The 12,521-nt window shown below is 74.9% G+C and carries 12 protein-coding genes; 5 read left to right on the forward strand and 7 right to left on the reverse strand.

Annotation, left to right across the window (positions count from 1 at the left end; genetic code table 11):
- Positions 1 to 5: 5 nt before the first annotated feature.
- From nirB to ACHZ99_RS04655, 5 genes are all read right to left on the reverse strand, one after another.
- A complete protein-coding gene (gene nirB / locus ACHZ99_RS04635) occupies positions 6 to 2,684 on the reverse strand; it encodes a nitrite reductase large subunit NirB (protein WP_420303011.1) in 2,679 nt (892 codons plus the stop codon).
- 2 nt (positions 2,685 to 2,686) lie between these two features.
- Positions 2,687 to 4,315: an NAD(P)/FAD-dependent oxidoreductase gene (locus ACHZ99_RS04640; RefSeq protein WP_420303012.1), complete on the reverse strand. Its 1,629-nt coding sequence runs from the start codon at positions 4,313 to 4,315 to the stop codon at positions 2,687 to 2,689.
- A 185-nt stretch (positions 4,316 to 4,500) separates the two neighbouring features.
- Positions 4,501 to 5,355 carry a helix-turn-helix domain-containing protein gene (locus tag ACHZ99_RS04645; protein WP_420303013.1) on the reverse strand — a complete coding sequence of 285 codons (855 nt, stop codon included), beginning with the start codon at positions 5,353 to 5,355 and terminating at the stop codon, positions 4,501 to 4,503.
- A gap of 5 nt (positions 5,356 to 5,360) precedes the next feature.
- Positions 5,361 to 5,876, reverse strand: coding sequence for a DUF6879 family protein (locus ACHZ99_RS04650; protein WP_420303014.1), 516 nt, complete (start codon positions 5,874 to 5,876; stop codon positions 5,361 to 5,363).
- A complete protein-coding gene (locus ACHZ99_RS04655; RefSeq protein WP_420303015.1) occupies positions 5,851 to 6,102 on the reverse strand; it encodes a hypothetical protein in 252 nt (83 codons plus the stop codon). The genes ACHZ99_RS04650 and ACHZ99_RS04655 overlap by 26 nt, the downstream gene beginning before the upstream one ends.
- Before the next feature lie 670 nt (positions 6,103 to 6,772).
- Here ACHZ99_RS04655 and ACHZ99_RS04660 point away from each other — a divergent pair.
- The gene (locus tag ACHZ99_RS04660; protein WP_420303016.1) at positions 6,773 to 6,898 is read left to right on the forward strand and encodes a hypothetical protein; all 126 of its coding nucleotides are present in this window, start codon (positions 6,773 to 6,775) and stop codon (positions 6,896 to 6,898) included.
- Positions 6,899 to 6,966: 68 nt separating this feature from the next.
- Positions 6,967 to 7,404, forward strand: a complete 438-nt coding sequence (locus ACHZ99_RS04665; RefSeq protein WP_420303017.1) for a hypothetical protein — start codon at positions 6,967 to 6,969, stop codon at positions 7,402 to 7,404.
- A 109-nt stretch (positions 7,405 to 7,513) separates the two neighbouring features.
- On the opposite strand, the gene ACHZ99_RS04670 is transcribed toward ACHZ99_RS04665, so the two are convergent.
- Positions 7,514 to 8,260 carry a SanA/YdcF family protein gene (locus ACHZ99_RS04670; RefSeq protein ID WP_420303018.1) on the reverse strand — a complete coding sequence of 249 codons (747 nt, stop codon included), beginning with the start codon at positions 8,258 to 8,260 and terminating at the stop codon, positions 7,514 to 7,516.
- A 100-nt stretch (positions 8,261 to 8,360) separates the two neighbouring features.
- Between ACHZ99_RS04670 and ACHZ99_RS04675 the strand changes: the two genes are divergently transcribed.
- Positions 8,361 to 9,140 (forward strand): sulfite exporter TauE/SafE family protein, encoded by a 780-nt coding sequence (locus ACHZ99_RS04675; RefSeq protein WP_420303019.1) that lies wholly within the window; start codon positions 8,361 to 8,363, stop codon positions 9,138 to 9,140.
- A complete protein-coding gene (cutA, locus tag ACHZ99_RS04680) occupies positions 9,137 to 9,460 on the forward strand; it encodes a divalent-cation tolerance protein CutA (RefSeq protein ID WP_420303020.1) in 324 nt (107 codons plus the stop codon). The genes ACHZ99_RS04675 and cutA overlap by 4 nt, the downstream gene beginning before the upstream one ends.
- A gap of 33 nt (positions 9,461 to 9,493) precedes the next feature.
- Here cutA and ACHZ99_RS04685 read toward each other — a convergent pair whose 3' ends face one another.
- Positions 9,494 to 11,575: a molybdopterin oxidoreductase family protein gene (locus tag ACHZ99_RS04685; protein WP_420303021.1), complete on the reverse strand. Its 2,082-nt coding sequence runs from the start codon at positions 11,573 to 11,575 to the stop codon at positions 9,494 to 9,496.
- A 161-nt stretch (positions 11,576 to 11,736) separates the two neighbouring features.
- Here ACHZ99_RS04685 and ACHZ99_RS04690 point away from each other — a divergent pair, with 161 nt between their 5' ends.
- A complete protein-coding gene (locus tag ACHZ99_RS04690; RefSeq protein WP_420303022.1) occupies positions 11,737 to 12,465 on the forward strand; it encodes a sirohydrochlorin chelatase in 729 nt (242 codons plus the stop codon).
- The last annotated feature ends 56 nt before the right edge of the window (positions 12,466 to 12,521 follow it).

Genomic DNA, 12,521 nt, shown 5'->3' on the forward strand with positions numbered 1-12,521 from the left:
GGTCGTCACGCGGATGCTCCTTCCAGCGTCCCGCGCACCGGGATGGCGGGGCCTGACAGCAGGGTGAGGTCGGGCTTGACCTGGTCACGCTCGGGGACGAACCGCACGGAGGGGTCCGGCACGCCCGGCGCGTTGACGAACGAGACGAAGCGCGCCAGCCGCTCCGGGTCGGCCAGGGTGGCGGCCCACTCGTCGCGGTAGTGCGCGACGTGCGCGGCCATCAGCTCCTCCAGCTCCGCCCCGATGCCGAGCGAGTCGGCGACCACGACGTCCCGCAGGTGGTCCAGGCCGCCCTCCAGCCGCTCCAGCCACACCGAGGTGCGCTCCAGCCGGTCGGCGGTGCGGATGTAGAACATCAGGAACCGGTCGATGAGCCGGATCAGCTCCTCGTCGGAGAGGTCCTGGGCGAGCAGGTCGGCGTGGCGCGGGGTGGCGCCGCCGTTGCCGCACACGTACAGGTTCCAGCCGTTGGCGGTGGCGATGACGCCGAAGTCCTTGCCCTGCGCCTCGGCGCACTCGCGGGAGCAGCCGGAGACGGCGGCCTTGAGCTTGTGCGGGGAGCGCAGCCCGCGGTAGCGCAGCTCCAGGTCGATGGCCATGCGGACGCTGTCCTGCACGCCGTAGCGGCACCAGGTGGACCCCACGCAGGACTTCACGGTGCGCAGCGCCTTGCCGTACGCGTGCCCGGACTCGAACCCGGCGTCGACCAGGCGCGCCCAGATGGCCGGGAGCTGGTCCACGCGGGCGCCGAAGAGGTCGATGCGCTGGCCGCCGGTGATCTTCGTGTAGAGCCCGAACTCGCGCGCCACCTCGCCGAGCACGATCAGCTTCTCGGGGGTGATCTCGCCGCCGGGCACGCGCGGGACGACGGAGTACGAACCGTTGCGCTGGAGGTTGGCGAGGAAGTGGTCGTTGGTGTCCTGAAGCGCGCCCTGCTCGCCGTCGAGGACGTAGCCGTCGGCGCCGATGACCGGCGCGAGCGAGGCGAAGATCGAGGCGACGGCCGGCTTGCAGACCTCGCAGCCGTCGCCGCTGCGGGCCTCCGCGCGGCCGTGCTCGTCGAGGAGGCGGACGTACGAGCTGATGCGCTTGACGCGGACGATCTCGTACAGCTCGGTCCTGGTGTGGGCGAAGCAGCCGCACAGGCCCTTGTCGACGGCGACGCCGCGGGCCGCCAGCTCGTCGTTGACGAGCGCGGCGAGCACCTTCTCGCAGGAGCCGCAGCCGGAGCCCGCGCGGGTGCACTTCCCGACCTCGCGGACGGTGGTGCAGTCGTGGTCGGCGACGGCGCCGCGGATGGCGGCCTTGGTGACGTTGTGGCAGTTGCAGACGACGGCGTCGTCGGGGAGCGCGGACGGCCCCAGGGCGGCGGGCGCGCCGGCGCCGGGGGGCAGCACCAGCTGCTCGGGCGGGACGGGCGGCACGCTGCCGGTGAGCGGGCGGAGCATGCCGTACGCGTCGGTGTCGCCGACGAGGACGCCGCCGAGGAGGGTGCCGTCGCGGTCGACGACGAGCTTCTTGTAGAGGCCGGCGCGGGAGTCGGAGTAGACGACGTCGAGGCAGTCGTCGGCGGCGCCGAGGGCGTCGCCGAAGGAGGCGACGCCGACGCCGAGGAGCTTGAGCTTGGTGGAGGTGTCGGCGCCGGTGAAGGTCCGGCCCGCCGCGGCTTCGGCCCCGGCGGCGGCTTCGGTGGCGGCTTCGACGGCTTCGGCGTCGGTTTCGGCCGCCGCCGGCCCGGCCGCGATCGCGGCGGCGGCGGTCTCCGCCATCTCGTACCCGGGCGCCACCAGCCCGTACACCCGGCCGTCGGCGGCCTGCGCGCACTCCCCGATCGCGAAGACCGCGGGGTCGGAGGTCCGGCACCGCTCGTCGACGGCGACACCACCGCGCTCCCCGACGTCCAGGCCCGCCTCGCGGGCGAGTTGGTCCCGGGGGCGTACCCCGGCGGAGAACACGACGAGGTCCGCGTCCACGGCCGAGCCGTCCGACAGCTCCATCGCCGTCACGGCGCCCGCCGCGTCGGTGCGGATCTCCTTGCCCGCGACGCCGGTGTGCACGTCGAGCCCCATGTCGCCGATGGTGCGGCGCAGCGCGGCGCCGCCGCCCTCGTCGACCTGCACGGGCATGAGCCGCGGCGCGAACTCCACGATGTGCGTCCGCAGCCCGAGCCCCTGCAACGCCCCGGCCGCCTCCAGGCCCAGCAGCCCGCCGCCGACGACGACGCCGGCGGTGGCGCCCTGCGCGTACGCCTCGATGGCCAGCAGGTCGTCGACGGTGCGGTAGACGAAGCAGCCGCGGGCGTCCTTGCCGGGCACGGGCGGGACGAAGGGGTACGAGCCGGTGGCGAGCACGAGCACGTCGTACGCGACGGTGCGGCCGGCGGCGGAGGTGACGGTGCGCGCCGCGCGGTCGACGGCGACGGCGGGGTCGCCGACGTGCAGCTCGATGCCGTGCTCGGCCATGAAGCCGTCGGGGGTGACGGACAGGTCGTCGGGGGTGGTGCCGGAGAAGTAGGAGGTGAGGTGCATGCGGTCGTAGGCGGGGCGGGGCTCCTCGCAGAAGACGACGACGCGGTCGGCGCCAGTGACGCCGTGCTCGGCGAGGGCTTCGAGGAAGCGCTGGCCGACCATGCCGTGGCCGACGAGCACGATCGTGCGGGGCGGGCGGGTGGTGGTGGTCGCCATCGTCAGGAGCCTCCGAGGTGGTCGGTGAGCAGGTGGTGCAGCGGGGCACCGGCGGGCAGCGGCTCGTCGCCCTCCCAGGCGCGGGCGAGGTCGCCGACCGCGCCGAGGTCGCCGAGGAGGATGCCGCCGACGAGGCGGTCGGCGCGGACGACGACCTTGCGGTAGACGCGGCGGGTGGCGTCGGCGAGGTGGACGACGTCGTCGCCGGGAGCGGGCTCGGTCTCGCCGAAGGCGGCGAGGTCGAGGGAGCCGTCGGCGGCGGGGAGGGTGAGGCGGGTCAGCGCGCGGGTGCCGGCGTAGCGGTGCGTACGGCCGGACCCGTCGCCGCCGGCGCCGGTGAGGACCCGGGCGAGGAGGTCGGCCTGTTCGAGCGCGGGGGTGGCGAGGCCGTAGAGGATCCCGGCGTGCTCGGCGCAGTCGCCGATGGCGTGGACGGCGGGGTCGGAGGTGCGGAGTTCGTCGTCGACGACGACGCCCTTGGCGACGTCGAGCCCGGCGGCCCGGGCGAGCCCGACGCGGGGGCGGACGCCGCAGGCGAGGACGACGACCTGGGCGTCGAGGACGTAGCCGTCGGCGAGTTCGACACCGGAGACGGCGCGGAGGGCGGTACCCGGGGCGGCGGTAAGGGCGGGGCCGCGGCCGTCCGTGGGCGCGGCGGAGCCGCCGACGTCCGCGGGACCGTCGCCGTACGCGGGACCGTCCGCGGGCGCGGAGCCGTCGGCGTACGCGGAGCCGTCGGCGGGCGGGGAACCCTCGGCGCTACTGGCGAAGCCGTCCCCGCCCCCATCCGCGCCGCCGTCCGCGCCCGCGGCGGAGCCGGCGCCGCGGGCGCGGCGGGCCACGGCCCGTGCCGCCGGGGCCGGGCCCGCCGCCGGCGGCCCCGGACGCACGTCCGGCACCCGGCGCCGGGTCCGCACGCCCCGTACCCGGCACTCCGTGTGCACCTCCACCCCCAGCTCCTCCAGGTGCGCCCGCAGCAGCCGCGCCGCGGCCGGGTCGAGCTGCCGCTCCATCAGCCGCTCCCCCTGCTGCGCCAGCACCACCCGCGCCCCGCGGCGCGCCAGCGCCCGCGCCGCCGAGACGCCGAGCAGCCCGCCGCCGACGACGACCGCCGCCGCGCCGGGCGTGGTCGCCGCGGCGAGGGCGAGGCAGTCGTCCATGGTGCGGAAGGCGTGCGCTCCCGTCGGCAGCGCACCGCCGCCGGCGCCCCCCGTGTCGTCCGCGCCGTCGAACAGCCCGCGCAGCGGCGGCAGCACCGGCCCGGAGCCGGTGGCGAGCACCAGCACGTCGTACGGCACGGCCCGCCCGTCGTCGCACTGCACGAGCCGCGCGGCGCGGTCGAGCCGCACCGCGCGCACCCCCCGCAGCGTGCGCACGCCCGGGCCCGCCGGCAGGTCGGGAAGGCGGATCACCCCGGGCTCGTACCGCCCGGCGAGGACCTCGGCGAGCAGCACCCGGTTGTACGCGGCGTGCGGCTCCTCCCCCACGAGCGTCACCCGCGCCCCGGCGGGCGCGAGCTGCCGCGCGAGCCGCGTACCGGCCATGCCGCCGCCCACGACCACGACGCGCCGCCCCTCGACGGAGGCCGCGACGGCCGCGGGAGCTGCGGGTACGGAGACGGTAGGGCTCATGGCGACCACCCTGCGCCGACGCCGTTACCCCGCCGCATCCCCCCTGTTTCCGCCGCGCAACACTGCCCTCAGCGGCACCCGCCCGGCACTGTGAGCGGCCACGGGACGCTGCGCGGCGCCGAGGGCGGCGCGGAACCGCACACTACGGTGCGCGCATGAACGATGCTCGGCCGTACGTCGTGCTTTCAGCCCAGGGCTTCGATCGCCTTGAGGATCAGCGCCCGCGCCTCCGCGCCGTACACCGCAAGCTGTGTGAACTTCGCGAACGCCTGCTCGTACAACTCGATCTCGCCGGGCGCGGTGACTCGCACGCGTGCGGCGAGTAGTTCAATGTTGACCTGCGAGTCATCGAAGATCGTGAACGCCTCCAGCGGCCACATAACCGTCTCCCGCGGCGTGGCCGTGGGCACGACGCCGAGGGAGACCGCGGGCAGTGTCATGCACGCGAGCAGGTTGCCCAACTGGCCCGACATCACCCCCGCGTCGCCGAGGCGATGGTTCAGCACGTGTTCCTCGACAAGTACCGCAAAGCGGTGGTCGCCTTCGCGGATGACCCGTGAGCGCCGCATGCGCGCGGCCACGGCCTCGCTCACGTCGTCCGGGGTGCCGCGGAAGTCGGCGATGGTGCCCATCAGAGCGGTGGCGTAGGCCGGTGTTTGCAGGTAGCCGGGTATGACGTTCGAGGCGTAGGTGCGGAAGGCTCGGGTGCGTTCGTACAGTGGTGCGGCGGCTTCCTGCAGTCGGCGCAGTCCGGTGCGCTGGAGCCGGCGCCACTGGACGTACATCTGGTCGGCCTGCCGGTTGGCGGCGATGAGGTCGAGCGCCTGCCCGTCGACGTCGCATGCGGTGCACCAGGCGCGTATGTCGGCGTCAGACGGGGCAGTGTGAGCGTTCTCGATACGCGACGGCTTCGCGACCGACCAGCCGCAGCGCGCGGCGAGTTCCTTGCTGGTGATCCCCGCGTCCAGGCGCAGCTCTCGCAGCCGGGCCGCGAGAGCTGCGCGCGCCTCATGGGCACTGGACGACGGGGACAGGGGCATCGGTGCTACCGGATCTCGTATGCGTCGTGCGGGATCGCGCGTGCCCAGACCTTCTCGAAGGCCGCGGCGCAACTCTCGACGAGCGACGAGTCATTATGCAACTCCTTGTCCACCCACTGTCCGTCACCGGAGAAGTGGTGGATGCGGATGAGCCGGTTGTCGAAGATCCAGAAGTCGCAGCCGGGGAGCAGTAGGTCCGCAGTGCAGCGCCGCGGTAGCCACCGCACCATCTCGCCAGCCTTGACGTTGGCGGTGGTGACGTAGTGCTCCCAGCGGATGTAGTCGGTCACCGGCTCGCTGACGACCCGGGCCCGGCGCATCGACACGCCGCGGGAGGCAGCGGCTGCGACATCGTCGTGGAACGGCCGCCACCAGGAGGCGCGGTCCTCCCAGTCGACGCGGTGACCGCGCTGCCACGCCTCGAAGCGCGGGTTGGAGAAGTACCGATCGCGCATCTCCAGGTGGACGGCGGACTGCTTCGCGTCGGCGAGGAGTTCACCGAACTCCGGAATCGAGTTCATCGCACGCCCTCCTGAGTGCGGGGATCATCCTTTGAGGGATCCTGATGATGGTCTCCTCCTGCGGCTTCGGTGATCGCGCCGGTGATGTGCTGTTGCAGTCGGAAGTCGTCTCCTCGTCGGCGGTGTAGCTCTGGACGAGTAAATCCCCCGCCTCTGAGTCGACCCACACTGTGGGGCACCCGTCTTCGTCCGTCTCCGGGTCGATCCCAACGAACCGAATGGTCATGGCATCCTCCTGTCTCGCGAGCTGGTTACAGGGAATTTCACCACCTTGAGCCGGTGAGGTGACGTCGTCAAGGGCGTACTGCGGTAGCACACCAGCACACCTCAAGACGCGTGTAATTCTATGTAACGGTTCTCCCATGCGCTCCCGCGCATCCCTACCTTCCTGGGCATGGCCGCCCAAGCAGAGGCGCCGTCGGCGCCTGAACGTCCGTTGATGACCCTGCGCGTGTCCCGCGACAGCGGACGCACCTGGGGACGCAAGAAGAGCTACCACGCCCGCGACTGCCTACCTCCCCTGCTCAACAGCACCATGCCGCCGTGCGAGTGCCCGCGCTGCCGCGGAGGGCGGTGACCATGAGCACCGAGGCGGGGGACGCGGCCCGCCGGCGGACCTGCCCCGAACCGTCCGTGTTCCGGCCCGCCCGCGACGGCAGGGAAACGCAACCCGTCCGCGGCTGCGAGACCTGCGGCCAACTCGACCAGGACCGCCGGGACGCGCGCAACCGCGGCGACCACTCGGCCGCCACCGACTGCTCCGTCCTCATCCGCCCATCCGCCGGCACCCCCACCACTGAACGCCCGCCCCCAGGCCGACCGAATCCTCCGGCCAGGGGTGGGGCGCCGCACCACCGTCCCGGGCGGTCCGGGGCGCTGGAGAGGAGGCACGCCCGATGACCCTCGACACCCCGCTCACGATCAACCCCGCCGTATCGGGCGACCCCGGCGACGAGGACGACAACACCGACATCGAGGACGGCGACGGCGGAGGCGGCAACCCGTCCCCCGGCCACCGCTGACATACCGGGCCATGTCGGCCCCCGCGGCTACGGCGCCGTGGGGGCCGCCCCAGAGCTACAGGAGCACCATGGCCAGCGAGCAGACCGGCACCGGCCGCATCACCGTCTTCCCTCTCACCCACCACTGGCCGGACCGCCGCTGTCTCCTCGCCTACACCACCACCGGCGACTTCGGCACCACCGCGATCGTCGGCGTACTGCCGGTGCCGGAACTGGAACACCCCGACCTGCTGGCGGTCGCGGCCGCGCACCACGCCCAGGGCCTCTACGGCTCCCGCGGCGGGCACGACAACGCCTGCGCCGGCTGGGTGATCTGCACCGGCTGGTCCGCCCGCATCGGCGGCTCCGGCCCCCGCCTCGACATCCGAGACACCCGCTGGAGCCTGCGCCCGGACCGCCGCATCGCGCTGGCCACGCAGATGTATGGCCACGACGTCCTGCACACCGGCACCTTCGCCCTCGATGACGGCGAGCTGATGAAGCAGGCCCTCCAACTCGTCCGCTGAACGTCCGCCGCCGGCACGGCGGGGCGTCCCCATCAGCTCCGGCTGCGCCGCTGCCCCGCGCGCGTACACCTGGCCTCTCGTCGCCGGGCACCCGCCCCCGGGCCCGGCGCTACCGAGCTGCCGCGACCGCCTCGTCCACGCCCCGTTCCCGTGGGCCCAGGTACTTCGGGTCCGGGGTGAACGCCGCGTCGTACGCCGCCTTCACCGCGCCCGGGATCTCCCGCAGGCCGCCGTAGTACCAGGCGCCGCGGTGCGGCTCCTCCACCCCGACCCCGTACGCGTCGATGCCCGCCGCGCGGCACAGGGCCAGCGCCCGGCGGATGTGGAAGCGCTGGCTGACCAGCAGAGCGCGGTCGACGCCGAAGACGCGGTGGGCGCGGGCGCAGCTGTCCCAGGTGTCGAAGCCGGCGTGGTCGCGGACGATCGCGTCGGCGGGGACGCCGTGGTCGACGAGGTAGCGGCGCATGGCGGTGGGCTCGTCGTAGTCGCGGGTGCTGTTGTCGCCGCTGACGAGGACGGCGTCGACCTTGCCCCGCTCGTACAGCTCGGCGGCGGTGTCGAGGCGGTGGGCGAGGTACGGGGACGGCTCCCCGCCCCACAGGCCGGCGCCGAAGACAAGGGCGACCGGCGCGTGCGGGGCGCGCTCGGCGGCCACGACGCGGTCGCCGGCGGCGAGGTACAGCCACGCCGACGGCAGCAGCCCCAGCACGCACGTCAGCACCGCGGCGCGCAGCGCCCGGCGGCGTCCGGCCCGGGTCCGCGGCAGCCGGAGCCGGGGCCGCGTGCGCGGCCACGGTCGCAGCGCCCGTGACCGCGCCGCCAGCCTTATCGCCCGGTCCCCCCACAGGATCCTCACGCAGACTCCCTCCCCACCCCCCAAGAACGCGGCCCGCCCGATCCCCGGTTCCACCCCGCCGGCCGGCCCGCTCCCCACCTCGGGTTACGCTCGCCCGATCATGCCCGACATATCCCTGTTGACGCTGGTCATGCTGTGTGTCGCCGCCGCCGCGGCCGGCTGGATCGACGCCGTCGTGGGCGGCGGCGGGCTGTTGTTGCTGCCCGCGCTGCTCCTCGGTTTTCCGCACCACCAGCCCGCGTATCTCCTCGGTACGAACAAGGCCGTGGCCATCGTCGGCACCTCCGCCGCCGCGGTGACGTACGCCCGCAAGTCCCCCGTCGACGTGCGGCTGGCGGTGCGTATCGGGGCGGCGGCGCTGGCCGGGTCGGCGCTGGGGGCGTTCTTCGCCGCGGGGATATCCAGCGAGGTGCTGCGGCCGGTGATCATGGGGGTGCTGCTCGCGGTGCTCGCGTTCGTCGTGCTGCGTCCGTCGTTCGGTACGGACGCGCCCGCGACCGGTCCGGTGACCGCGCGCCGCGTGGCCGTCGCGGTGGGGGTGGCGGGGCTGGGCATCGGCTTCTACGACGGGCTGATCGGCCCGGGTACGGGTACGTTCCTGGTGCTGGCGCTGACGGCGGTCCTCCAGCTGAACCTGGTGCAGGCGTCCGCCACCGCCAAGATCGTGAACGTGTGCACCAACTTCGGCGCGCTGGTGATGTTCGCGGTCCAGGGCACGGTGCTGTGGTCGCTGGCCGTGCTGCTGGCGGTGTTCAACCTCGGCGGCGGCTGGCTCGGCGCGCACATGGCGCTGAAGAAGGGCAGCGGCTTCGTCCGCGGGGTGCTGGTCGTCACCGTCGTCGGCCTGGTGGCCAAGCTCGCCTACGATCAGTGGCTATGACGGACTTCCTGACGGTGCTCACGACGACGGACGCCCGCGAGAAGGCGGAGGCGCTGGCGCGCGGGGCGGTGGCGGCGCGGCTGGCGGCGTGTGCGCAGGTGAGCGCGCCGATCACGTCGGTCTACCGGTGGCAGGGCGCGGTCGAGGAGTCGACCGAGTGGCAGGTGCTCTTCAAGACGACGACCGCGCGGTACGCGGAGCTGGAGGCGCATCTGAAGGCGGCGCACGACTACGACGAGCCGGAGATCATCGCGATGCCGGTGACGCACGGGAGCGGCGGGTATCTGGGGTGGGTGGCGGGCGAGACGTCGGCGGGGTGAGCCCCCGGCCCGTACGACACGGCGGGGCGGCCGCTACGCCCGCTCCACCCGCACCGCGCACACCTTGAACTCCGGCATCCGCGACACCGGGTCCAGCGCCGGGTTCGTCACCGTGTTGGCCCGCCCCTCCCCCGGCCAGTGGAACGGCATGAACACCGTGTCCGGCCTGATCCCCGCCGTGATCCGGGCGGGCGCCACGGCCCGGCCGCGACGGGAGAGAACCGCGACCGGGTCGCCCTCGTCGGCGCCCACGCGGGCGGCCAGCTCCGGGTGCATCTGCACGTACGGCCCGGGAGTGGCCGCGTTGAGCTCGCTCACCCGGCGCGTCTGGGCGCCCGACTGGTACTGGGCGAGTACCCGGCCGGTCGTCAGCCACACCGGGTACTCCGCGTCCGTCTCCTCCGCCGCCGGCCGGTGCTGCACCCCCGAGAACCGGGCCCGGCCGTCCGGTGTCGCGAACCGGTCGAGGAACATCCGCGGTGTCGGCTCCCCGCCCTCCGGGCAGGGCCAGAACACGCCGTCCGCGGCCTCGATCCGCTCGTACGTGATCCCCGAGTAGTCCGCCTTCCCCCCGGCCGACGCCCGCCGCAGCTCCGCGAAGACCTCCTCCGCCGCCACCGGGAACCCCGCCGCCCGCGCCGGCGCCAGCCGGTCGGCCAGCCCGCGCAGCACGTCGAGGTCGCCGCGTACGCCCGGCGGCGGGTCGACGGCGCGGCGGCGCAGCAGTACGCGGCCCTCCAGGTTCGTGAGCGTGCCGGTCTCCTCGGCCCACTGCGCCACCGGCAGGACGACGTCCGCGAGCGCCGCGGTCTCCGACAGCACCACGTCCGCCACCGCCAGGAAGTCCAGCGCGGCGAGACGCGACTCGACGTGCGCGGCGCGCGGCGCGGAGACCGCCGGGTTGGAGCCCATGAGCAGCAGCGCCCGGATCCCGTCGGGGCCGGTGCCGCCGAGCGCGTCGAGCAGCTCGTACGCGCTGCGCCCGGGCCCCGGCAGCGTCTCGGGGTCGACGCCCCAGACGGCGGCGACGTGGCGGCGCGCGTCGGGGTCGGTGAGGAGCCGGTAGCCGGGGAGCTGGTCGGCCTTCTGGCCGTGCTCGCGGCCGCCCTGCCCGTTGCCCTGGCCGGTGAGGCAGCCGTAGCCGGAGTGCGGGCGGCCGGCCCGGCCGGTGGCGAGGCACAGGTCGATCCACGCGCCGACGGTGTCGGTGCCCTTGGCCTGCTGCTCGGGGCCGCGGGCGGTGAGGACCATGGCGGACTCCGGCGCGCAGAACAGCTCCACGGCCCGGCGCAGCCGCGGCACGGGCACGCCGGTGATCCGTTCCACGAGCTCCGGCCAGTGGGCCATGGCGGTGGCGCGGGCGTCCGCCCAGCCGGTGGTGCGGGCGGCGATGAAGGCGTCGTCGGTGCGGCCCTCGGCGATCACGAGGTGCAGCAGGCCGAGGGCGAGCGCGAGGTCGGTGCCGGGGCGGGGGGCGAGGTGGAGGTCGGCCTGTTCGGCGGTGCGGGTGCGGCGCGGGTCGACGACGACGAGGGTGCCGCCGTTGGCGCGCAGCTCGGTGAAGTAGCGCAGGGCGGGCGGCATGGTCTCGGCGGGGTTGGCGCCGACGAGGATCACGCAGCCGGTGCGGGGGATGTCGGCGAGGGGGAACGGCAGGCCGCGGTCGAGGCCGAAGGCGCGGGTGCCCGCGGCGGCGGCGGAGGACATGCAGAAGCGGCCGTTGTAGTCGATCTGGGAGGTGCGAAGGACGACGCGGGCGAACTTGCCGAGCGCGTACGCCTTCTCGTTCGTCAGCCCGCCGCCGCCGAAGACGCCGACGGCGTCCGGCCCGTGCGCGTCCCGGGCGCGGGCGAGCCCGGCGGCGACGCGGTCGAGGGCGTCGGGCCAGGAGGCGGGGCGGAGCGGGGCCGCGGGGTCGTCGCGTACCAGGGGCTCGGTCAGGCGGGCGGCGGAGTCCAGGACGGCGGGCGCGGTGCGGCCCTTGGAGCACAGGGCGCCGCGGTTGACGTCGAAGCCCGTGCGTTCCAGCACGTCGAGACCGGGGGCGTCGGCGGCGGGTGTCAGCGTCATGCCGCACTGGAGCGAGCAGTACGGGCAGTGGGTGTCGACGTTCATGTGGGTGAGGGTGCGGCACGGATGTCTCCCCTGGTGGACGGGGGTGTTACGGGAGGGGTTCGCCGTCCTCAGCGCGGGGGGCGTACGGGCGTGAGCAGCCGTCAACACGTCGGCGCGGGGCGCGAAACACGGCGGCAAACCGGGCGGGTCAGGCTCGCGGCATGACGGGCTTTTCCGAACCGGCGCTGGTGGCCGTGGCGCACGGGAGCCGGGATCCGGCGGCGGTGGGTACGGTACGGGCGCTGCTGGCGGCGGTGCGCGCGCTGCGGCCGGGGCTGGCGGTGCGGCTGGGGCACGTGGAGCTGAACGAGCCGCTGCTGCCGGACACGCTGGGGGCGCTGGCGCGGGAGGGGGGCGCGGCGGTGCTGGTGCCGCTGCTGTACGGGCGGGGCCACCACGTGACGCGGGACATCCCGGAGACGCTGGCGGCGGCGCCGCCGCTCGCCGCCCGCGTCGCCGCGCCCCTCGGGCCGCACCCCCTCCTCGCCGACGCGCTCGCCGCCCGGCTGGCCGAGTCCGGCGCCGGCGACTGCGACTCCGTCGTGCTCGCCGCCGCCGGGTCCCGCGCCGCCCGGTCGGCGGCCGACACCGAGGCCACCGCGGCGCTGCTGGCCGCCCGGCTCGGGGTGCCGGTGCGGCCGGCGTACGCCTCGGCCGCCGCGCCGACCGTCGCGGCGGCGGCCCGCGCCCTCGCCGCCCGCGGCCACCGCCGTACCGCCGTGGCCTGCTGCTTCACCGCGCCCGGGCTCTTCGTCCGGCGCACCGCGGCGGCGGCCCGCGCCCTGGGCCTGCCCGTCGCGGCGCCGCTCGGCGCGCACCCGGCGCTCGCGCGGCTCGTACTCCGCCGCTACGACGAACAGCTCACCGCCGTTCACTCCCCCGCCGCCTGAGGGTTCTCCCCCCGCCCTCGCGCCCATACCCTGACGACCCTGACGCCCGACACGAG

It is taken from the genome of Streptomyces sp. MAR4 CNX-425 (genome assembly GCF_048656465.1).
Taxonomy (GTDB): Bacteria; Actinomycetota; Actinomycetes; order Streptomycetales; family Streptomycetaceae; genus Streptomyces.

What these genes read in the sequence shown, in the direction of transcription:
- ACHZ99_RS04665 (WP_420303017.1), top strand. Translation starts at nt 6,967, where the DNA reads ATGGCCAGCGAGCAGACCGGCACCGGCCGCATCACCGTCTTCCCTCTC.
- ACHZ99_RS04655 (WP_420303015.1), bottom strand. Translation starts at nt 6,102, where the DNA reads ATGACCATTCGGTTCGTTGGGATCGACCCGGAGACGGACGAAGACGGG.
- nirB (WP_420303011.1), bottom strand. Translation starts at nt 2,684, where the DNA reads ATGGCGACCACCACCACCCGCCCGCCCCGCACGATCGTGCTCGTCGGC.
- ACHZ99_RS04645 (WP_420303013.1), bottom strand. Translation starts at nt 5,355, where the DNA reads ATGCCCCTGTCCCCGTCGTCCAGTGCCCATGAGGCGCGCGCAGCTCTC.
- cutA (WP_420303020.1), top strand. Translation starts at nt 9,137, where the DNA reads ATGACGGACTTCCTGACGGTGCTCACGACGACGGACGCCCGCGAGAAG.
- ACHZ99_RS04650 (WP_420303014.1), bottom strand. Translation starts at nt 5,876, where the DNA reads ATGAACTCGATTCCGGAGTTCGGTGAACTCCTCGCCGACGCGAAGCAG.
- ACHZ99_RS04640 (WP_420303012.1), bottom strand. Translation starts at nt 4,315, where the DNA reads ATGAGCCCTACCGTCTCCGTACCCGCAGCTCCCGCGGCCGTCGCGGCC.
- ACHZ99_RS04675 (WP_420303019.1), top strand. Translation starts at nt 8,361, where the DNA reads ATGCCCGACATATCCCTGTTGACGCTGGTCATGCTGTGTGTCGCCGCC.
- ACHZ99_RS04685 (WP_420303021.1), bottom strand. Translation starts at nt 11,575, where the DNA reads ATGAACGTCGACACCCACTGCCCGTACTGCTCGCTCCAGTGCGGCATG.
- ACHZ99_RS04690 (WP_420303022.1), top strand. Translation starts at nt 11,737, where the DNA reads ATGACGGGCTTTTCCGAACCGGCGCTGGTGGCCGTGGCGCACGGGAGC.
- ACHZ99_RS04660 (WP_420303016.1), top strand. Translation starts at nt 6,773, where the DNA reads ATGACCCTCGACACCCCGCTCACGATCAACCCCGCCGTATCGGGCGAC.